Here is a 20,795-nt window from a genome sequence, read left to right on the forward strand (position 1 = left end):
CTATCGCAACACTTCGTTTACTATATCTATTTCAAGACGCTTAGGTTCGCCTTCACGCCCACTAAGACAAGCAATTTTATCGTCATGGGTCAAATAGCCTTTCTGACGCAGCATGCGCACTGCGGCACGAAACAAAGTATTGGGAGATATCTGATCTTTCTGATAAACAGGTATCACACCATAGGACAAGGCCAACTCGCGTTGTAAACGGTCTGTATAACATATAGCCAGCACTGGGTGAGGGCCACGGAATGAGGCTAAATGGCGAACAGTTAAGCCTGTTCCCGAACTACAGATGATGCCTTTCACCCCCAATTTTTCAGTAGATTCAATGGCACTATGAGCCAAGAATTCACGAACGTCACTCTTTCCACTCCTTTGAACAGCATAATCATGACCATGAATTTTCTCCTGCTCGGCCTGTTCGGCAATAGAAGCCATCGTTTCAACAGCCTCAACAGGATACTTACCACTTGCTGTTTCTCCTGAAAGCATTAGCGCATCTGTGCGAGAGTAGATAGCATTGGCAATATCAGTCACCTCAGCACGTGTAGGGCGAGGGTTCTGAATCATCGAATGCAACATCTGGGTAGCTACAATAACAGGACGCTTCGCCTGTACGCACTTATGAATAATTTTTCGCTGAATACCTGGAATACGCTCTATGGGAACCTCAATACCAAGGTCGCCACGAGCCACCATTATACCATATGAGGCTTCGATAATCTCGTCAATATTATCAACACCCTCCTGATTCTCAATTTTTGAGATAATCTTGATGTCAGAATTATATGCGTCGAGCAGAGCCTGTACAGCACGTACATCAGCAGCCGAACGAACAAATGAATGGGCAATGAAGTCGATATCGAGTTCAATGGCTAGCATTATCATACGGCGATCACGATCGGTAAGAGCAGGAAGATCAACATGAACACCAGGCACATTGACACTCTTGTGAGCGCCTAAAATTCCATCGTTCTCAACACGAGCCACAACCTGCGGGCCATTGATTCCCATAATCTCCATAGACAGTGTTCCGTCATCAAAGAGAACATGATCACCTTCACGAACATCGGCTGAAAAATCTGAATAGGTAAGATTTATAATATCATGAGTGCAATCAACCTCTGGGCGACCGAAAATCTTTACCACATCACCTGCCTTATACTCAATCGGAGCGGCACATCCTGTGGTACGAATTTCTGGTCCTTTAGTATCTATCAGCAGAGCGATATGTGGACTAACTTCACGAACATTTTTTACAATTTTGCGAATACCTTCTTCTGAGGCATGCGCAGTGTTCATCCTGACTACATTCATGCCGGCGTCAAACAGTTTTCTGATAAAATCGGTATCGCACCGACGGTCACTGACGCTGGCAACAATCTTTGTTTGCTTCATAAAAAATTTAGTTATCTAGTAGAAGAAAATGACATTAAATTTTCAATTCCTTCATAATCTCTGACATACGTTGGAGTGTTGAAATACGTGTAGGCACAAGAGGCAGACGAAGCACATTTTCAATAAATCCCATTTCATGCAACATTGCCTTTACACCTGCAGGGTTACCATCAACAAAAAGCAATGAGAAAAGATCTGTAAAACGGTGGTGAATTTTACGGGCTGGATCATACTCGCCTTTCATCTGCAAACGAATCATTTTCGAGAACTCCTTAGGCAAAGCATTTCCAATAACAGAAATAACACCTACAGCACCACAACTTATCATTGGGAATGTCAGCGAATCATCGCCCGAAATCACATCAAAATCCTTTGGCTTGTTCTTTATGATCTCATCTACCTGTTCCAGATTGCCAGAAGCCTCCTTGATGGCTACGATATTTTTGCAATCGCGAGCTAGTCTAACGGTTGTAGCAGCCTGAAGATTCACGCCAGTTCTGCCTGGAACATTATATAGAACAACGGGAAGTGAAGTGGCAGCAGAGATGGCTTTGAAATGCTGATAAAGGCCTTCCTGCGAAGGTTTATTATAATAAGGGCACACGCTTAAAACGCCATCAATTCCATGGAAATCTCCTTCCTGCAACTCGCGTACAACAGCTGCGGTGTTGTTTCCGCCACATCCCATAAGGATAGGAACCCGTCCACGCACACGTTCTACAATCATATTCTTGATTGTTGACTTTTCGTCAGGCGACAATGTTGGGGTTTCACCTGTAGTAGCAAGGATGCAAAAGAAGTCAGCTCCGTTATCCAATTGATAATCAACCAAGCGCATCAACGCATCATAATCAACCTCTCCATTTTGCTGAAAAGGGGTAATCAAGGCGATGCCCAGCCCCTTAAAAATATTACGTACCATAAAGTCGCTGTCTAATTCCGCATGCAAAGGTACAAAAAAAATGAGAAATCGCAAACGTTTACATGTGTTTTTGCGACAGAAAATAACGTGCAATAACAAATAAGTTGTACTTTTGCAAACTGAAGGAATAATTATAAAAAACAATATAAATCCACATTATTATAATTATATGGAAAGAACCTGGAGATGGTTTGGCAAGAAAGACAAGATAACTCTGGCCATGCTGAAACAGATTGGCGTAGAAGGAATTGTAACCGCATTGCACGATGTGCCACTAGGTGAAGTATGGACTCGTGAGAAAATTCGTGAACTTCGTCAATACATTGAAAGTTACGGTATGCGCTGGAGCGTTGTTGAGAGTCTGCCAGTAGTAGAAACTATAAAGTATGGTGGTCCAGACCGCGATCATCAAATTGAGGTTTACAAAGAGTCATTGAGAAATCTCTCGGCAGAAGGTATTCACACCATTTGCTACAACTTTATGCCTGTGCTCGACTGGGCACGTACAGATTTACTTCATGCCAACCCCAACGGTGCTTCAAATCTTTTCTTCAGCTACGCCGAGTTTGCTTATTTCGATATCTATATACTAAAACGTGAGGGAGCACGTGAAGAGTGGAGTAAAGCCACAAGTCCGTCTCCAACAGGTGAGCCCAGAAATATACTTGAAGAGGCCGACGAACTAGCCAAGACAATGACGCCTGAAAAGGATCACAAACTGGTTGAAAACATCATTATCAAAACCCAAGGCTTTGTATCGGGTAATTTCAACGAAAATGACGAGACTCCCGTTGAAAAATTCCGTGAATTCTTAAACCTTTATAAAGGGGTCGACAAAAAGCAGTTGCGTCAGAACATGAAGTATTTTTTGGAAGCTATCATGCCTGTCTGCGACGAGTGCAACATGAATATGTGTGTGCACCCTGACGATCCTCCAATTGAAGTTCTTGGCTTGCCCAGAATTGTCCGTACAGAAGAGGATATTCAATGGATGCTCGATGCCGTGCCCAACAAACATAATGGCCTAACTTTCTGCGCCGGCTCATTGTCGGCAGGTGCCTACAATAATGTAGTTGATATGGCTGAAAAATTTGCATCGCGTACACATTTCGTACATCTACGCTCATGTCATATCTTCTCCAATGGCGACTTTACCGAAGCCAGCCATTTAGGTGGAAGGGCTGATATTATTGAATTGGCGCGCATCTTTGAAAAAGAGGGCCAACGCCGAGCAGCCGATTCCCAGTCCTCAATTCTCGATACTCAATTACCCATGCGTGTTGACCACGGCATGACTTTTACTGATGCCCCAGGAGGTATTATGGACGAAAGTAGTCATGGCCACAATGCCGGTTATACACTTTTAGGACGCATGTTTGCTCTCGGACAGGTACAGGGAATATTAGCTACCGTTGACCGGGAACTGGGTATCGAGTACAAGCAACCAGGTTTCTACGACTAATATTATTTTAATATGATTAACAACCTATTCGACATTAACGGAAACGTTACAGTTATTACCGGTGGAACAGGCGTCTTGGGCCGCACCATAGCAAAGTATCTGGCCCTGAATGGAGCCAAAGTAATTATTCTGGGACGCAAAGAGGAAATTGGCAAAGAAATAGTTGACGATATCCAGAAGAACGGTGGTGTATGCGAATTTTTGAAGACAGACGTGATGAATGCTCAATTGGTGCAGGACAACTGCGACTACATAGTAGAGAAATACGGCCATATTGACACATTGCTCAACGCTGCCGGCGGTAATATGCCTGGAGCCACCATCGGTCCCGACAAGACCTTTTTCGATCTCGATGCCGAACAGTTTTCACGTGTTTTAGAGTTAAATCTTACAGGCACAGTGATTCCTACCCAAATATTCCTTAAGCCAATGGCTAAACAGGGAAAAGGCTCAATCATTAATTTCTCATCAATGGCAGCCTTCCGTCCTATGACACGCGTTTGTGGCTATGCCGCCGCCAAAGCCGGCATCAGCAACTTTACCGCTTACATGGCTACGGAATGCGCCAAGAAATTTGGCGAAGGTATCCGTGTAAATGCCATAGCCCCAGGCTTTTTCATTACCGAGCAGAACCGTTCACTACTCACCAATCCCGACGGTTCTTACACCCAGCGCGGCCAAGATGTGATACGTCAGACTCCTTTTGGACGCATGGGCGAACCTGAAGAGCTCTGTGGCACCATTCATTACTTAATGTCTGATGCCTCAAAATTCGTAACAGGAACGGTTGCAGTAGTCGATGGAGGCTTCAATGTGTTTGCCATGTAAGCAACTTTTTGGGGAGGCAAAGGAAAAACGAATGTCACTGACTATAAGCAGAATATGAATTGTTTTTTCATTTTTTAATAAGTAGGTGATACACAATATCACTTATTCTTTGTAACTTTGCGCCACAAAAAAAACGACATTTTAACATCAATAGAAAAAAAATGAAGAACATTAGTCTTGACATTACAAAGGCATCCTGCTTTCTGAAAGAGGGTGCTGTAGCTGCGTTTGAACCATGTGTGAAGGCCGCTCAAGAATCTCTTGAGAATGGCACCTGCCCAGGAAACGACTTTTTGGGATGGTTGCATCTGCCTTCATCTATCACCCCTGCATTCCTTGATGAGATTGAAGCAACAGCAAAAGTACTCCGCGAGAATTGTGAGGCTATCGTTGTAGCAGGCATAGGTGGTAGCTATCTGGGCGCTCGTGCCGTGATTGAAGCACTGAGCAATTCGTTCAACTGGCTCATTCAGGACAAGAACAATCCTACCATTCTCTTTGCAGGTAATAACATCGGCGAAGATTATCTGTTCGAACTTACCGAATACCTGAAAGGAAAGAAATTTGGCGTCATCAATATTTCTAAGAGTGGTACCACCACCGAAACCGCTCTTACCTTCCGTCTGCTGAAGAAGCAGTGCGAAGCTCAGCGCGGCAAGGAAGAAGCGAAGAAAGTTATTGTGGCTGTAACCGATGCTAAGCGCGGTGCTGCACGTACCTGTGCCGACAAGGAAGGCTACAAGAGTTTCATCATTCCCGACAATGTAGGTGGTCGTTTCTCTGTTCTTACTCCTGTAGGACTTCTGCCCATTGCCTGCGCCGGATTCGACGTAAAGGCTTTGGTGGCTGGTGCTCAGGAAATGGAGAAGGCTTGCGGCAAGGATGTTCCCTTCGAGCAGAATCTGGCTGCACAATATGCAGCTGTACGCAACGGTCTGTATCAGAGCGGCAAGAAGATTGAGATTATGGTGAACTATCAGCCCAAGTTGCACTTCTTCTCTGAGTGGTGGAAACAACTCTACGGCGAGTCTGAGGGTAAGGATGGTAAGGGAATCTTCCCTGCCAGTGTTGACTTTACCACCGACCTGCACTCTATGGGGCAATGGATTCAGGAAGGCGAGCGCACCATCTTCGAGACTGTTATCTCTGTAGAGAAACCCGAAAAGAAATTGCTCTTCCCTGAGGATGAGGAGAACCTGGATGGTCTGAACTTCCTGGCTGGCAAGCGTGTGGACGAAGTAAACAAGATGGCCGAACTGGGCACTCGTCTGGCTCACGTAGATGGCGGTGTACCCAATATGCGTATCTGCGTTCCTCAGCTCAACGAATACTACATCGGTCAGCTCATCTATTTCTTTGAAATAGCCTGCGGCATCAGCGGCAATATCCTTCAGGTGAATCCCTTCAATCAGCCTGGCGTTGAGGCCTATAAGAAGAACATGTTCGCTCTTCTTGAGAAACCCGGCTACGAAGCTGAAACAAAGGCTATCAAGGAGCGCCTGAACAAGGAGAAATAAATAATCTCTATTTCGCAGATTAACAGATTAAACGACCTTTGAATTGAAAGAAATTATTCAACAATATTTAGAGAAATACGGCTTTGAGGCATTATGCCCCAAAGCCGTGCTCTTTGATATGGATGGCGTATTGTACGATTCCATGCCCAATCATGCCGTAGCCTGGCAACGCTCAATGGCCACGTTTGGCATAGAGATGACTGCCAGCGATGCCTATGCAACCGAAGGTGCAAGAGGAGTAGATACCATTCGCATGATGGTAAAAAAGCAACAAGGAAGAGACATCGACGAGCAGGAAGCCCAGCGTATGTATGATGAAAAGACACGCCAATTCCATTTAATGCCCGAGGCCCCGATAATGCCTGGAGTTTTGGAACTAATGAAACAGATAAAGGATTGCGGACTTCAGATTGGAGTAGTAACAGGAAGCGGCCAACGCCCTTTGATTCAACGTCTTCTGAACGACTTTAAAAATTACTTGGCCGAAGAGCACATTACCACAGCCTACGATGTCAAACGCGGTAAACCCAATCCAGACCCTTATCTGGCCGGATTGAAGAAAGCTGGAAACTTAAAGTCCTATGAAGCAATAGTAGTAGAGAATGCTCCTCTGGGCGTTAGAGCCGGTGTTGCAGCAAAAATCTTTACTGTAGCAGTTAACACAGGCCCCCTACCCGATGAATCTCTTATCAAAGAAGGTGCAAACCTATTGTTTGCCGATATGCCATCGTTCAACCTTCAATGGAATCATTTATTTCATCAAATATATGACCTTCGGTAATGCGTAAGCCTCCCTGCCGGTCTATAAAGAGATCGAGTGGAATAAACTCGTCTTCACTGCCGGGACGGCTTATGGCTACGCCGAATTTCAAACATCCGTTTTCAACATTCTGGAAAATAATATTTTCCAAATATCCGTTCTTTCGGAAATCACTATCAAGATAAGAGGTAAACGATTCCTTAGTAAATACCTGTTTAAAAAATATAGAACTATCAGTACGCTGAACAGTAATCGTAACCTGATTGTCAATATATTGCTGTCCTATTTCATCAGTCAGCACAGGCAACGATTCGTTAGCCGTCCTATTAGTAGATATAGCATAGAAGGCATTCAGCCATTTTGTATCAGTATGCCGTAAGTCATTGTTCAATCGAATAGGATCCTTGGGTTGTTCAGGTACATACTTGGCTACAATAATATCGTCACTTTTCTTTTTTTCTTTGCACGAAACAGTTCCAAAAACAAGCATTCCTGCAGCCAGGCATAAGGGGAAAATAGATTTCATTTTCTTCGTTTTAATATGTTTTTAGGACACAAAGTTACAAATAATCTTTGAGCCAAACAAATAAAATCTTTTATTTCTATTTGAAACGAAATAGAGAATACTTATCCATTCTCCACAAAAATAAGAAAAAACGCCTGCCACTTTTCGCAGCAGACGTTGTATATCCATCAAATCTTTTTACGAGCATTTCTACCCATTGAGATAATAGGTTCACTTACCTATTTTCAAAACATTATGTTAACCTAAATCACTTTAAACAATTTATCTTCTGTGCATCATTTTCTTCCGATCATTCTCGTAGGCAGAGAATTGCTCTTCAGTCAGAATGCCTTTCAATTCTGAGTTGTAAGCATCCATTTTCGCGCGCATTTTTTCAAAATCTCCTTTGCGGAATTCTCTGTGAAAATTCTTCTGCTTGTCCTTATTCAAAACACTATCCTTTTCAATGCGCTCCCGCTTTCCAGGATTCATTCCCTGAGGATGACGCCCATGCTCGCCACGTGGTCTTGCCATTAAGTCGGCATATTTAGTGTTTAGTTCTGTCAACTTAGCTTTCTGCTCGTCGGTCAGCGAATAACGTTGAGCCATACGCTCCGTACGATGCTGAATCATCTCACCTTTAGTTGGTTGTTTACGTTCAGAACTATTATCATCCTGTGCTATTGCTCCTGCTGCTGCAAAAAGAGCTACTGTCATAGCGACTATAAACTTTTTCATAATTGTACGCTCAAATTAGTTGTTTTAATATCAGTTTATTATTTATTTTAAGTTGCAACTATTAGTTTGATGCAATTACAAAGAAAAAGTTTAATCCTTGGTAGAAATAAATATCTATTTAAAGAAATATGTTACCTATTTAACCTTTATTCACACATAACCTTTTTACCGCAACTCAATACATCTTATAGCGAAACGTACTGGCAATTATACCGAAAGGTACTGGCAATTATACCGAAAGGTACTAGCAATTGTGCCGCAACTGAATGGCAATTGCGGTATAGAATGAATACTGTTATGGTATTTTAGAGTCGCACCCCTATGCTGCCCATGACCCAACGCCCTTTCTGCGGAATCAGATTGGTGTTCATGCCACTACGATAATAGTGGGTACCAAACAAATTGTGAACATTCAGACCGAAGGTAACAGGACCTAGTGTATAGTCTCCGCCGATATTGACAATGACACGTGCCGGCATTTCTTTGTGCATAATCAACTCACTGGCAGTAGCCTTGGCGCTGTTCATGGCTTCCTCAGCTTCTTTATACATACCCTTAGACGAATAGGTAATGGCACTAAGCAGACTGCCCGATGTTTGAACAGCTTTCACTAAATCTGTGTTGTAGGATGTCTGCTTGCCTTCAAACAACAGATGAGTATGAAGTTTCAACCTAGGTGTAAACTGCCATCCAAGCACGGCATTCGACATAATGGCAGGAGTGTTGTTATTGGCATCTAGATTGATAGAAGTAAGAGATTTCAAATCATCAGGCAGTCCAAAGTCCATCAGGTTGGCCCTGAAGGTATTGGTCCACGTAAAGTTCCAATCCGCCGTGAACTTTGGCTGTTTGTAGCTAGCCATTAATTCTACGCCACAAGTGTAGTTTTTACTTACATTCTCGTAATCAAGAATACTGGTAAGAATCAGATTGGATGCACGATTATAGAATCCGTTAATTTCAAAATTCAATCCTTTCGTCCAATTGGTACCAGCAAAGGAAAGTTGGATGGAGTGTACTCTCTCAGGCGAAAGATTCAAAGCATCGTAATTAACGCTATGACCGCTACCACTACCCGTCTGCTGACTGCCACTTGCCAGCATGAGCGTTGACAACAGATTGGCCTTGCGATAGATATATGGGGCATCAACGAACGACTTTGAATAGCTCAGTTTGATGTTCCATTTTGGACGCAACATGATGAGGGCCACACGGGGCGAAAGCTCGCGAATCTTGGTGTTGTCGTAGCGAATTTTATGATCGTAACGAATGCCAGCATTAAGAATCAGCGAATGCCACTGGTGTTTCAACTGCAAATAGGTATTGGTACTGTACTCCCTACCCGTTCCTTCATTACGAAGTATGGGTTCTTCAGGGAAAGTTCGTTCAAAATCATAGCCTATCTGATAGCGGTTGTCATCGAGCTTGAAATAGGCATATTCAGCACCAAAACCAATATTTCCCTTATGGTCGTCACCTAAACGGTACGAATAGTTTCCTTTCAGCTGTGCGCCATAATCCTGTTCCTGACCATTCACATAGCGATAAATGCCGCCATATTCTTCAAATATCTTGGTCATCTGCTCGGGCAGTGAGAGTACCAGTCCCAAGGTGGGCATCGGCTCATCGTTGATTACCTGATAGCGTGTGAGGTCGGACCTATCATAGGTAACAGCAGCTTTCCATTGTACATTGAACATTGACCATTGATAGGTAAGGTCGGCATGACGGGAGGAAACGCTGAAACCAGGTTTCAGTCCGTTGAAGGTGCGATATCGGTCGTAATCATATGAAAGGGCCATGGATGCCACGGTGAAAGGAGCGGCCACCTGCGAGAAGTGGGCATCGTACATGAACTGTAACCCCCTATAGCCCAATTGCAGTCCGAAGTCGTAACTGGGATGATTGCCAATGTGCCCTATGCGAACGTGGTCAACGGGCATACCATACAGGCTTTCGTCTATACGACTGCGCTCGTTGGTAACATCGTACTTTTCTCCACTGCAATGATAGAGACTGCCCCATACAAGCATGTCAAGGTCAAAATAGTGCTTTCCCAGAATGGCGTCGGCCTTCACCTGTCCGTGGTTTCCTGCTGCTGCCATTGCTTGCAATCCGTCAATGTCGGCTCCTTTTTTGGTGATGATGTTTACAACTGCCGTCAAGGCCACTCCACCATAGAGCGAGGAAGCCGGTCCGCGCAGCACTTCAATCTGCTTTATCTTCTCCAGGGAAATGCTGAAGTCGGGTGCTGCCGTATTGGTGGCATAGCTGTTGAGCCGATGTCCATTGAGCATGACCAGTATTTTTTCCTGCGTATTACTATATATGCCACGCATGGCAATGTTGATATCATCATCGCAGTCAATGATGTTCATGCCCGGCACATAGGCAGCCAACACCTCCTGCAGATTGCGGGCTCCACTGGTCTTTATCATCTCGGCCGTGATAAGTGTAGTGGGCACGGGCACCTCTGCCAGACTTTCTGCCTGACTGGAAGCTGTGGTAATGGTAGCCGTCATGCCAGCCTTTATATTTGCGATGATATCGGAAAAAGCCAAAGGGTCGTTAGAAGACGGACTATAGTATGGATTCTCCTGTAACATCATTGTGGCATACCGTTCGGTCTGTTCTATGTCGAAACGTGCCAGATAGCTGAGCGCAATAAGTCGAAAGGCATTTTGGCGCATATTGCCATGAAACTGACCGAGGTGTGCAATCAGTGCATCGCGCGCCTGCTCGATCCTACCTATCTGATAGTCGTTCTCGGCCTGTACATAGACTTCACGAATGGTGCTTTCGTCTTGGGCGTAGGCCGCCAAAGTACATTGAAGAAACAACAATAATATGTATATGCTCTTTCTCATATTTCGAAAGGTATGGTAAAGGAGATAGTGGTTCCTACATTCTTGGTCGATGTAAAGTCCACCTTTCCCTTGTGTTTGTTCTCTATAATATCACGAGTAATACTCATGCCGAGTCCTGTACCCTCACCTATAGGTTTGGTAGTAAAGAAATTATCGAAAAGTCGTTTTTTCACCTCGTCGGTCATTCCTTCTCCATTGTCGGCAATACGGATGATAAGATTATTATCCTGAACGGCAACACTGATGCCAATTTCCGGCGAATAGTTTCCGGCATTACTCTGCGACTTATTCCACACTGCATAGCATGCATTGTTCATCACGTTCAGTATAGCCCGGCTCAAATCTTGCGGAATGACTTTTATCAGCGGCAGCCCGTCCTGATACTCTTCTCGTATGGTGACATTGAATCCCTGATGATTGGCCCTCATGGCATGATAGGCCAATCGAACATATTCTTTCACTATGTGTACGACATCGGTAGGCACATACTCATTCTCTTTTCCACGAGAAACAAGAAGTATGCCTTGAATGATGCTAACAGCACGTTCGCCATTGTCCTCAATCTGCTTCAGGTTTTCTTTCAAACCGGTCACTATTTCGTTCAGGTCTTCACGGTCATCCTCTGTGAGACTGTCAGCATAGCCATCTACAATGTCAATCAAATCGGCCAACAGATGCCCTGACATTTTCGAGAAATTAATGACAAAGTTCAACGGGTTCTGTATTTCGTGAGCAATGCCAGCACTCAGAAGTCCGAGCGATGCCAGTTTTTCCTGTTTCTGAAGTTGTAGCTTAAGTTGTTCAATCTCAGTCATACTCTAATTATTTTGATAATGTGACAGTAAACTCAGTATATTCATCCTTGACAGACTTGACAGTAATCGTTCCTCCATGATTCTGAATAATTTCTCGACTCAGATAGAGGCCAACGCCAGCTGCTTCATCTGTAGTCTTGGTGGTAAAGAAGGGATCAAATACCTTATCAAGAATCTTCTCTTCAATGCCTATGCCATTGTCTCGGATAGTCAGTATGTATGTATCCTTTGAGGGAATGGATACTGTGAACCCAATCTCAGGAACATAAGACTGAGCTGAAGAACCAGCATTCATTTTTTGTGCTTTCTTAATGACCGCATAAATTGAATTGCCCAACAGGCTCATCATCGTTTTGCTGAGCATTTCAGGATTTCCGTGAAGAGGCATCTGCTCGGCTGGCAATGAGAAGACGACCTGAATATGATACTCTTCAATCTCCTTAGAATAATAATTGTACAGCATTTCCTTGTTCTGCACAAGAACAGGCAGTAGGTCTGTATCAACATATCCACCATTTCGGTCTTTCAGCATCTCTTCCATTGCTTTCAGTATTCGAGTAGTGTTTTGTCCGTACTGGTCAACATTCTGAAGATTTTCAGTAAGCATGTCGAGTACGTCAAGCGTGTCATCATAGTCATCCTCGTTGATGGATTCCTTATTCTTGTCAATATTCTCTTTAAGGTCTTTCAGCAGATCATTTGACATTTTGGAAAAGTTGATGATATAGTTCATCGGATTCAGAATGCGGTCAATAAGTCCTTCAGTCAGTTTACCTACCGAGGCCATTTTCTCCTGACGTATCAGTTCGCCCTGAGCATTACGAAGATCGGCAGTACGTTCCTCAACAATCTTTTCCAGTTTTATCTTGTCTTTTTTCAGTTTTTTCAAGCGATATAAGAATAGCAAATAGACAACGTATGCAAAGAGGAACAAATAGAGCACTAGCATGTACCAGCGCATGAAAAGCGGATAGGCGATGGTAAAATCAATTGATGTCACCTCTGACAGTTCGCCATTGGCCAACTTTGCCTGTACACTAAGTGTATATGAACCGTAGGGTAAGTTCAGGTACTCTATATCTTGCTTGTCTGTCCATCCGCTCCAGTTGTTGTTGCTTAACTTATAGCGATAGAGAGTCTTGCCAGAAAGAGGTGAGTAGTCAAGAGCATAGAAGAAATGCAGATGGCGCTCATTGCTACTCAATTTAGGTAATGCCTTAGGCATATTTCCGAAACCGCCCCACAACACGCTATCATTACCCATGATAATAGAACGGAAACGTACCGTCCGACTATCGGCAAGTGCTAACAAATTTTTCTTGTCTGTATCAATGATTGCCAGCACTTCATCTCCTCCTATCCATACTTGATTGCCATACAGATATTGGGCTTTCACTTCAATATCACTTACAGGCATAAGCAAATTGTCGGAGATGTCAGCAAGAGGCTCTTTGACTGCCTCAGGATTGCTGCCTATTGTCTCGCCATGAACATTTTGGAACCAAAGACCTGTCTGATTATCATTCTGACGGGGAGCTTTTGATTGATTATTTTTATTTGTAGAGCGACGAATGTCTGTTACCAACTGAAGATCATTCAACTTTATGCGCTGTTTGAAGTCTGACTCGTAAAGCCATACTCCGTCTGGTTCGCCGGCATAAACCTTTTCTCCATCTACAAATATGGCCGTAGTGGCATTGGAAGTCATTCTAGAGGTTTCTACCCTACCCTTGGTTGCATGCAAAGACTTTATCTTATAAATACCACTCGATGTTGCAGCCAGGAGATCCTGACCATAACTACTTAACATCCAGCAAATATTATTTACTTCATTGATGCGCTTACACTGTCGGGATGAAATGAAATAAATGCCATTCGAGCTGCCAGCGAATATCATATCATTGAAAGCCGTGATTGCATGAACCTCACCTGTAAAACCATCCTTCGCTAAGAAATAGCTATACACCGATGGCAGTTCAATAGCGAAAATGCCATGCAGAGTAGCCCCCCAAAGCATGCCATGACCATCATAAGCCACATAAGCAATCTGGTTTGAGCAAAGACCATTTTCCTCAGTAATAGTATATAGTTCCTTGCCTAAACTGTCAGTAATAATCAAGCCATTATTCTTTTTTACAACAACTTGCAAACCACCATCCAATTGTTCTATCTGTGTTACATCATCCAAAATAGCATTTTCCTTACCATTTTTCAAGGCTTCCAACGAAACTATATCAGAATCTATACCTGGAAGGAAATTTGCATTGGTACGCATTTTCAGCGAAATGGTGTTATCGCGAACTGAATATATATTGTTGTCGCTGGCAACGAACTGAAGCGATCCGTCTTCCTCAAATATTTCCATCACTTCGCCTTTGAACCTGCCTTTCTGCTCAAAGGGCTCCATATACAGTTCACCATTATCCTTCTTTTCCAAACGGGCAAAAAGATTGTAGCCACCAACCCATATGGTATTCTGGCTATCACGATAGACAACCGTTACGCGACTGATGTCGGGGGCATGAATGATGCGCCATCTTACATGATCGTAATATAGCAGGCCTTCAAAGTTTGCTACATAAATAGTGCCATCATCACCTATCTCAATATCAAAACATCGATTATGTCCACCGTATTCATTGGTTGTAAAATTTCGGATAAGAGGAAGGCCCTGTGCATTTACATGATTAGCTAAGAGCGAAAAGTGGAGCATGAAGAGTACTGCACACAACAGTATTCTCCGTACTGAAACTTTAATGACAAGATTCCTATTCATAGCGTTAGCAGACTTTCATTGTTTAGATATCGCCTTTCACTTTCCTATAAGGAATTCCCTTTCCCACATGATAGTCCCATTCCTCTTGTGTAAAGTTTCGCTTTACATTATCGCGTAGCCGCTTGGCTATCTGTGTAATTGAGATAAGATATTCTGATATGGTGCCAGTGTAATCACCAGTCCAGATATTGTTTCTATCAGTACTGAAAGTAAAATCGGTAAGCCAGCTACCTGACTGAAACAGGGTGATAGGCTTTATCTGTGTGTCAGTAATAAGCCAAAAAAGCAATTTACCATCGTAACTGGAAGAATAGAGACGCTGACCATCAAACTCCAATTTAGTAACCTGCGACAGATGCCCAACCAGTTTGTAAGTTTTGCCGGTTTTGGCGGTCAACCAGATAGTACCATCGGCCATACCATAAGCTGCCAATTGATTGTCTTTACTGCTAGCATACGAAGTAGCCAATCCTTGTACAGGCACTGCTTCATTAGTTATATTATCAAGACTATTCACAAGATGCATGCCACCACGATTATCAAAAAGAAGGGGTTTGTTATCACGCTGGCTACAGAATGTTACATGGAACGGAAGGCGACAAAAACCAATTACCTTCTCATCATCTATATCAAAAAGGACCAGACTGTTCTCGCCTACAATAAGCAACTGACGGTTGTCGTTCATGCTATGAATAGCAATAGGACGGTCCACATTCTCTAAGAAAATACTATGAGTATGCTGGGCATTGATGACTACCAAATGGCCAGAAAGACTGATGGCAAAACTTTTTCCTGTTTTTGAAGAATAAGCATCACGGAAACAATAGTGCCTATCACTGAACAGCCTACTGGTTATCAGTTTGTCAGTCTGCATCTCATGAACAAAAATTTCTCCATAAGTGCTCACGGTAAGCAAACGGTTGCCATCGGACAAAAAGCATATATGAGAGATACTTCCATCATGTACGTTCCAACTGCGGCGCCCACCTGCTGACTGGGTTAGCGCCTGAAATACAGAGGGAGTAAAAAGATCGCCTTTATAATCGCTTGTAAACAGATAAGATGCATAGGCAAGCATATTACCTAGTTCCTTTTCACCAGTCTGATAGATTGAGTACGACTGTGCTCCAAGGGTTCGTCCCAAAGAGATATAGTTTAGTGTGTCGGCCACCAATTTGGCATGTTCAGCCTGCTTGCGCTGTTCTTCCGCTTCTACTCTCTGACGTTCAGCCATCTGATAAGCATTAAGAGCCTCATCTGCTGCATTCTCGGCTATGGCTTGAGCTTGAATAGCATTCTTTCGCTCCGCTTCTGAACGAAGGGTCATCTCCTGCGCAATTTTGGATTGACGGATAGCTTCTTGACTTCGTTCTTCCGATAAAGCTTCCTGGCCGTTAGCAATCTCTTCCATCTGTTTGCTCACCTGACGAGCCACTTCCAATTGTTTCTCATGTTCGCGCAAAGCCGATAGCTGAGTTTCTAATTCCAGAATGCGCTCATCATTACTGTGTCGCAAATATAGTACTGCTGCTACCAACAACAATAGCAGGAATCCCATACACCCTATGATGACAATGTGCCTTTTCACTATTTACTCCTCGTACTTTTCAGTTTACTTTCTTTTGAGTACCAACATTGTTATATCATCACTCTGTTCGGCACCGTCAACAAATTCCTTGATACCTTCTTTAACAGATTCAATAATCTGCTGGCTACTTGCATTGGACAATCCCCGGATGATATTGTCAAGACGGGCATTTCCAAACTCTTCATTGGAAGAATTTATGGCTTCATTGACACCATCGGTAAACATTACCAACGTATCACCATGATTCAATTGCAGACTTTCCTCAAAATAATTCAAATCATCGAATGCTCCCACAACAGTATTCTTAGATTGTGGCAATTCACAGACAGTACCGTCAGCTTTCAACAAATGGGGAGGATTATGTCCAGCATTGCAATAGGTAACACTGCCTGTTTGGGTATTATAAATTGCATAGAATACTGTAACAAACATACAATCGACTGAGTATGATGCCAACAAATGATTGGACTCTGCAATACACTCACTCGCACTAACGCCCTGCATACCTTTAGCCCGAATCATAGTTCGACTGACAGCCATAAACAAAGCTGCAGGAATACCTTTTCCACATACATCGGCAATAACCAACGCTATATGATCGGCATCAATACGGAAGAAATCGTAAAAGTCGCCACCGATATCCTTTGCAGCCTCCATCGAAGCGAAAATATCTATATTGTCAATATCTTCTGGAAATGGAGGAAACACCTGTGGTAAAATATACTGCTGAATATCCCTTGCTGTGGTCAGGTCTTTCTTCAGTGACTCCAATTGAGAATGTTCCTTTTGAGACTCATGCACAAATTTTATCTGCTCAATAGCCTTCTCAATAGTCAGACTCAAATCTTCCATATCGATAGGCTTTGTGGCAAAATCGAACGCTCCGTTGTTCATAGCCTGTCGGATGTTCTTCATATCGCCATATGCACTTACCATAATAACGCGCAAAGCAGGATTACGCATCTCATTGACCTTTGCCAGAAGAGTTAATCCATCCATTTCAGGCATGTTGATGTCTGAAAGGATTATTTCAATGTCTGGATTGTTATACAAGATAGCAAGAGCCTCTAAGCCATTATGTGCAAAAAAGAACTCATATTCACCATTTCGGATTTTGCGTCTGAAATACTGTTTCATCAACAACTCCAATGGTGCCTCATCGTCAACACTTAGTATTTTTATTGCTGCCATAGTAGATTAAAAAAATCAAATAATGTACAAAGATATATTTTTTTTTAATATAAAGAAAGAATTAGCGTCTTTTTTTAGTTATTGGTCTTTTTATGAGGTCGGTTTCTGTACACCGACAACTATTACCTGACCATCAGAGACATTGAACTTCACATCGTAACCAGCAAAAGGCATTCCATAAATGCGCTGCGGCTGATGATGATATTGTGGGCGAGGATCAAAGGATAGTACTTCTTGAAGGCTTTTCAGTTCCTCATGAGAAAAAATGGATGCCCATTTATCAGGAATAACAACTTCAAGGCGAGGCCAATCCTTTTGATCAACGAAACCGCTGCGAGCATTTGGATGACAATCAGCATAGCGCACATAGGGCTTTATATCATAGATGGGAGTTCCATCCATAATGTCAGCGCCAAGAACATGAATAACAGGCCCTAACTGTGGATGCATTTCTACTCTATCAATTAATGCACATGTGAGACCTAAAGGATTGGGACGGAAAGGCGAACGAGAGGCAAACACTCCCACCCTTTCGTTTCCACCTAAACGTGGAGGACGCACCGTGAGGTTCTGATGTATGCTGGATTCACCGCCATTATCCATTATTGGCTCATGAGTTTTCCTGTTGGCTGAAAACTCCCAAATCAACCAAAGATGAGAAAAATCTTCTATACCGCGAACTGCTTCGGCATGACGATAAGCTGGCTCAAAAATAATTTGACCTGACAAAGAAGTTGCTAACCCGCCTTGACGGGGAATACCAAACTTTGAGGTTAATGGTGAATGGAAATAAGCAATCGGGGTTATCTGCATGGTGAGTAAAAAACTAAATCAACAAACGTCCTGATCGGTCAAAAATAAACCGGTCGGAAAACAGCATTGCGATGACAGCCACAAAAAAGCAGATTGCCACACCAAGAAAAGACAACAAGACAACCACCGTTACTGCCAACAAAGGTGACATACCTGATAATAACAACGCACAGTAAAAAACAGGAGGAGCCACTACAATAGGAGAAGTGAGAGGATGCAACAATGGCATTACCGAAGCACGCAAGCATCGGCGCACACTTGGTTGAATAGCCTCGAAGTGAGTTGCTCCATTGGACAACAAATAGATATAGTGCTCATTGGTATGTTTCAAACTGTTCACATATACTTTAATGGCCGAGCCTGTTGATAGAATAAACAAGCTAGACATCATCCCGGCAACTGCCGTGATTGTAATAACAGGGGAAGATTTTATCAGCAACAAAGAACAACCTACGCCTATTATCATTCCAATCATCTGAGACAATGCTATTGGGAGCAGGAAACGCCCTAAAGGTATTTTGCCCTTCAGAACAGAGAAATATGAAGTGACCACACTAATAGTTAATGCACCCAAAAGTGCTACCCACCATTGATTCAGTTTCAGGAGCCCCCATGCATAACAACCCACAAGAGCCAAACTGAAGGCAAAATAAACGAATACACGTACAACACGAGAAAGGATACGACGATCAACGAAGGAGAACATTCCTAGAAAAAAAGCAACCAGTACTACAATGGCAAAAACGCCTAAATAAGAAATCACGGTTATCTGCATAAAAAAATGTCCTTTACAATTCAACAACTAAATCAGATGCTCGCAATACTTCAGGATTGTCTGAGGTAACTATAACTATTTTTCCTTTTGCCGCCTGTTGTTTCAAATACTCAACAGAATCTTCATGAGGATTGTCAACCAAAAGGATTGGTTTATCGAGCAAAACGGCAACAGCCAACAACTGAACACGAATATCAGAAGCGTCAGCTTCTATTTTACGTATCTCCTCGCCTAAAATACCATTTGAAATAGGTCGTTCCCGATTCACGCGAAGACTAAACACATCCTGTATGGTAGGCGGCTCATAGACCGTCACTTCGCCAATAGCAGACAAGCGAGCTGGTGCGTATGACATCAATTGTCTAAAAGCCAATGCCGAGCAACTGGTCAATGGCTCACCATCCAAACAAATATAACCATGAACTATCGGTTCAAATCCCATCATGGAGATGAGACAACGATAACGCTGCAAAGGCTTACCGCCAGTAAGACATGTTAGTTTGCCCGACTGTGCCATCATCGAAAGCGTCTGACGATCATCTTTCAAAAGGACTTCATTCAGTTCCAGTATCATTACTGTTTCCTCGTTTTGAGCGCAAAGATAAATAAAATAATCGAAAACACTATCTTTTTGTGCAACGTTAACAAAAACAAAAAACGCATTTGTCCCGTTTAAAACCACAAATGAATTGTTTGAACAATGCAAAAATATCGTTTGAAACAATTACTTATTTTACTACAATAGAAAAATGTTCTTTCCTTTTGTTTATTCGGTCTACTTTTTGTAACTTTGCACCATGATTCAGAAACATGAATATAGACTGCCCGCCGAATGGGAGCCACAGAGTGGAGTACAACTAACTTGGCCCCATAAAGACACAGACTGGGCACCTATGCTCGAAGAAATTGAGAGCACTTATAGAGAAATGGCTTTGGAAATAAGTCAACGTGAACCACTTCTTTTGGTGGTACCGGATTATTTTAAACAATCATTTCAGAATTCCCAACTCTCAATTCTAAATTCAAACGACACGTGGGCTCGTGATCATGGTTTCATCACACTTGTAAACGATGAAACCAAAACCGCAAAACTCCTTGATTTTAAATTCAACGGATGGGGCGAAAAGTTCCCTTCCGAACTTGATAACGCACTCAACCTAGGTCTATTCGACAAAGAAATATTCAACGGTGAATATGAAAATCATTTGGATTTTGTACTTGAAGGAGGTTCAATTGAAAGCGACGGAAAAGGAACAGTCTTCACAACCTCATGCTGTCTGATGGCTCCTCATCGCAACCAACCGTTGACGAAAGAAGAGATAGAACAGCGCTTGAAGACCTATCTGAATGCTGAACGAGTGTTGTGGATAGACCATGGCGCACTCATTGGAGATGATACCGATGGACATATTGACACATTGGTACGCATATGTCCTAATGACACGCTATTATACGTTGGCTGCGATGATGCTGATGACGAACAGTATGAAGACTTACGCTTGATGGAGGAGCAATTGAAATCATTCAGAACACTGAAAGGAGAACCGTACAGGCTAATGAAGTTGCCCATGCCACGCCCCATCTATGACGAGGATGGAGAACGTCTGCCTGCTACATATGCTAATTTTCTCATCATTAACGGTGCCGTACTTTGCCCAGTTTATAACCAGCCAGACATAGACGCTGAAGCCTTACAAATAATTGGCAAAGCATTTCCAGGCTATGAGATTGTATCAATCGACTGTCGCAGTATCATCAAACAACATGGTTCCTTGCATTGCTGCACGATGCAATTTCCAGAACATGTACTAAAATAGTCATTTTTAAATTCATAGAG

Annotated in this window: 17 protein-coding genes; 5 read left to right on the plus strand and 12 right to left on the minus strand. The window is 42.9% G+C overall.

Annotated elements, in window-relative coordinates; all coding sequences use genetic code 11:
- Together pyk and dapA are read right to left on the minus strand one after the other, a co-directional pair.
- A complete protein-coding gene (gene pyk / locus L6475_RS07935) occupies positions 1-1,401 on the minus strand; it encodes a pyruvate kinase (RefSeq protein WP_237818820.1) in 1,401 nt (466 codons plus the stop codon).
- Between the two features lie 34 nt (positions 1,402-1,435).
- Complete coding sequence (gene dapA / locus L6475_RS07940; protein WP_237818822.1) at positions 1,436-2,323, minus strand: 4-hydroxy-tetrahydrodipicolinate synthase; 888 nt, start codon at positions 2,321-2,323, stop codon at positions 1,436-1,438.
- A gap of 169 nt (positions 2,324-2,492) precedes the next feature.
- Here dapA and uxuA point away from each other — a divergent pair, with 169 nt between their 5' ends.
- From uxuA to L6475_RS07960, 4 genes are all read left to right on the plus strand, one after another.
- The gene (uxuA, locus tag L6475_RS07945; RefSeq protein WP_237818824.1) at positions 2,493-3,785 is read left to right on the plus strand and encodes a mannonate dehydratase; all 1,293 of its coding nucleotides are present in this window, start codon (positions 2,493-2,495) and stop codon (positions 3,783-3,785) included.
- 15 nt (positions 3,786-3,800) lie between these two features.
- A complete protein-coding gene (locus tag L6475_RS07950) occupies positions 3,801-4,613 on the plus strand; it encodes an SDR family oxidoreductase (RefSeq protein ID WP_237824091.1) in 813 nt (270 codons plus the stop codon).
- 161 nt (positions 4,614-4,774) lie between these two features.
- A complete protein-coding gene (locus L6475_RS07955) occupies positions 4,775-6,130 on the plus strand; it encodes a glucose-6-phosphate isomerase (protein ID WP_237818826.1) in 1,356 nt (451 codons plus the stop codon).
- Between the two features lie 43 nt (positions 6,131-6,173).
- Positions 6,174-6,911 (plus strand): HAD family phosphatase, encoded by a 738-nt coding sequence (locus tag L6475_RS07960; RefSeq protein ID WP_237818828.1) that lies wholly within the window; start codon positions 6,174-6,176, stop codon positions 6,909-6,911.
- On the opposite strand, the gene L6475_RS07965 is transcribed toward L6475_RS07960, so the two are convergent.
- From L6475_RS07965 to L6475_RS08010, 10 genes are all read right to left on the minus strand, one after another.
- Complete coding sequence (locus L6475_RS07965) at positions 6,862-7,416, minus strand: DUF4738 domain-containing protein (RefSeq protein WP_237818830.1); 555 nt, start codon at positions 7,414-7,416, stop codon at positions 6,862-6,864. The two genes, L6475_RS07960 and L6475_RS07965, sit on opposite strands and share 50 nt — an antisense overlap.
- Positions 7,417-7,677: 261 nt before the next feature.
- Positions 7,678-8,133: a DUF4890 domain-containing protein gene (locus tag L6475_RS07970; protein ID WP_237818832.1), complete on the minus strand. Its 456-nt coding sequence runs from the start codon at positions 8,131-8,133 to the stop codon at positions 7,678-7,680.
- A 305-nt stretch (positions 8,134-8,438) separates the two neighbouring features.
- Entirely contained in the window at positions 8,439-11,000 is a 2,562-nt protein-coding gene (locus L6475_RS07975) for a TonB-dependent siderophore receptor (RefSeq protein ID WP_237818834.1), read from the minus strand.
- Entirely contained in the window at positions 10,997-11,815 is an 819-nt protein-coding gene (locus L6475_RS07980; protein WP_237818836.1) for a sensor histidine kinase, read from the minus strand. The genes L6475_RS07975 and L6475_RS07980 overlap by 4 nt, the downstream gene beginning before the upstream one ends.
- Before the next feature lie 7 nt (positions 11,816-11,822).
- Positions 11,823-14,591, minus strand: coding sequence for an ATP-binding protein (locus L6475_RS07985; RefSeq protein ID WP_237818838.1), 2,769 nt, complete (start codon positions 14,589-14,591; stop codon positions 11,823-11,825).
- Between the two features lie 22 nt (positions 14,592-14,613).
- A complete protein-coding gene (locus L6475_RS07990) occupies positions 14,614-16,179 on the minus strand; it encodes a hypothetical protein (RefSeq protein WP_237818840.1) in 1,566 nt (521 codons plus the stop codon).
- Positions 16,180-16,203: 24 nt separating this feature from the next.
- On the minus strand, positions 16,204-17,370 hold the full coding sequence (locus L6475_RS07995) for a PP2C family protein-serine/threonine phosphatase (RefSeq protein WP_237818842.1): 1,167 nt from the start codon (positions 17,368-17,370) through the stop codon (positions 16,204-16,206).
- Positions 17,371-17,460: 90 nt separating this feature from the next.
- Entirely contained in the window at positions 17,461-18,183 is a 723-nt protein-coding gene (gene tsaA / locus L6475_RS08000; protein WP_237818844.1) for a tRNA (N6-threonylcarbamoyladenosine(37)-N6)-methyltransferase TrmO, read from the minus strand.
- Positions 18,184-18,196: 13 nt separating this feature from the next.
- Positions 18,197-18,958, minus strand: coding sequence for an ABC transporter permease (locus L6475_RS08005; RefSeq protein ID WP_237818846.1), 762 nt, complete (start codon positions 18,956-18,958; stop codon positions 18,197-18,199).
- A gap of 13 nt (positions 18,959-18,971) precedes the next feature.
- Positions 18,972-19,532 (minus strand): hypothetical protein, encoded by a 561-nt coding sequence (locus L6475_RS08010; RefSeq protein WP_237818848.1) that lies wholly within the window; start codon positions 19,530-19,532, stop codon positions 18,972-18,974.
- Between the two features lie 223 nt (positions 19,533-19,755).
- On the opposite strand from L6475_RS08010, the gene L6475_RS08015 reads away from it, so the two are divergent.
- The gene (locus tag L6475_RS08015; RefSeq protein WP_237818850.1) at positions 19,756-20,775 is read left to right on the plus strand and encodes an agmatine deiminase family protein; all 1,020 of its coding nucleotides are present in this window, start codon (positions 19,756-19,758) and stop codon (positions 20,773-20,775) included.
- Positions 20,776-20,795: the final 20 nt, after the last annotated feature.

It is taken from the genome of Prevotella sp. E9-3 (assembly GCF_022024015.1).
Taxonomy (GTDB): domain Bacteria; phylum Bacteroidota; class Bacteroidia; order Bacteroidales; family Bacteroidaceae; genus Prevotella.

Excerpts from the sequence above, each read along its gene's own strand:
- pyk (WP_237818820.1), bottom strand. The coding sequence starts at position 1,401 with ATGAAGCAAACAAAGATTGTTGCCAGCGTCAGTGACCGTCGGTGCGAT.
- dapA (WP_237818822.1), bottom strand. The coding sequence starts at position 2,323 with ATGGTACGTAATATTTTTAAGGGGCTGGGCATCGCCTTGATTACCCCT.
- uxuA (WP_237818824.1), top strand. The coding sequence starts at position 2,493 with ATGGAAAGAACCTGGAGATGGTTTGGCAAGAAAGACAAGATAACTCTG.
- L6475_RS07955 (WP_237818826.1), top strand. The coding sequence starts at position 4,775 with ATGAAGAACATTAGTCTTGACATTACAAAGGCATCCTGCTTTCTGAAA.
- L6475_RS07965 (WP_237818830.1), bottom strand. The coding sequence starts at position 7,416 with ATGAAATCTATTTTCCCCTTATGCCTGGCTGCAGGAATGCTTGTTTTT.
- L6475_RS07970 (WP_237818832.1), bottom strand. The coding sequence starts at position 8,133 with ATGAAAAAGTTTATAGTCGCTATGACAGTAGCTCTTTTTGCAGCAGCA.
- L6475_RS07975 (WP_237818834.1), bottom strand. The coding sequence starts at position 11,000 with ATGAGAAAGAGCATATACATATTATTGTTGTTTCTTCAATGTACTTTG.
- L6475_RS07980 (WP_237818836.1), bottom strand. The coding sequence starts at position 11,815 with ATGACTGAGATTGAACAACTTAAGCTACAACTTCAGAAACAGGAAAAA.
- L6475_RS07985 (WP_237818838.1), bottom strand. The coding sequence starts at position 14,591 with ATGAATAGGAATCTTGTCATTAAAGTTTCAGTACGGAGAATACTGTTG.
- L6475_RS07995 (WP_237818842.1), bottom strand. The coding sequence starts at position 17,370 with ATGGCAGCAATAAAAATACTAAGTGTTGACGATGAGGCACCATTGGAG.
- tsaA (WP_237818844.1), bottom strand. The coding sequence starts at position 18,183 with ATGCAGATAACCCCGATTGCTTATTTCCATTCACCATTAACCTCAAAG.
- L6475_RS08005 (WP_237818846.1), bottom strand. The coding sequence starts at position 18,958 with ATGCAGATAACCGTGATTTCTTATTTAGGCGTTTTTGCCATTGTAGTA.
- L6475_RS08010 (WP_237818848.1), bottom strand. The coding sequence starts at position 19,532 with ATGATACTGGAACTGAATGAAGTCCTTTTGAAAGATGATCGTCAGACG.
- L6475_RS08015 (WP_237818850.1), top strand. The coding sequence starts at position 19,756 with ATGATTCAGAAACATGAATATAGACTGCCCGCCGAATGGGAGCCACAG.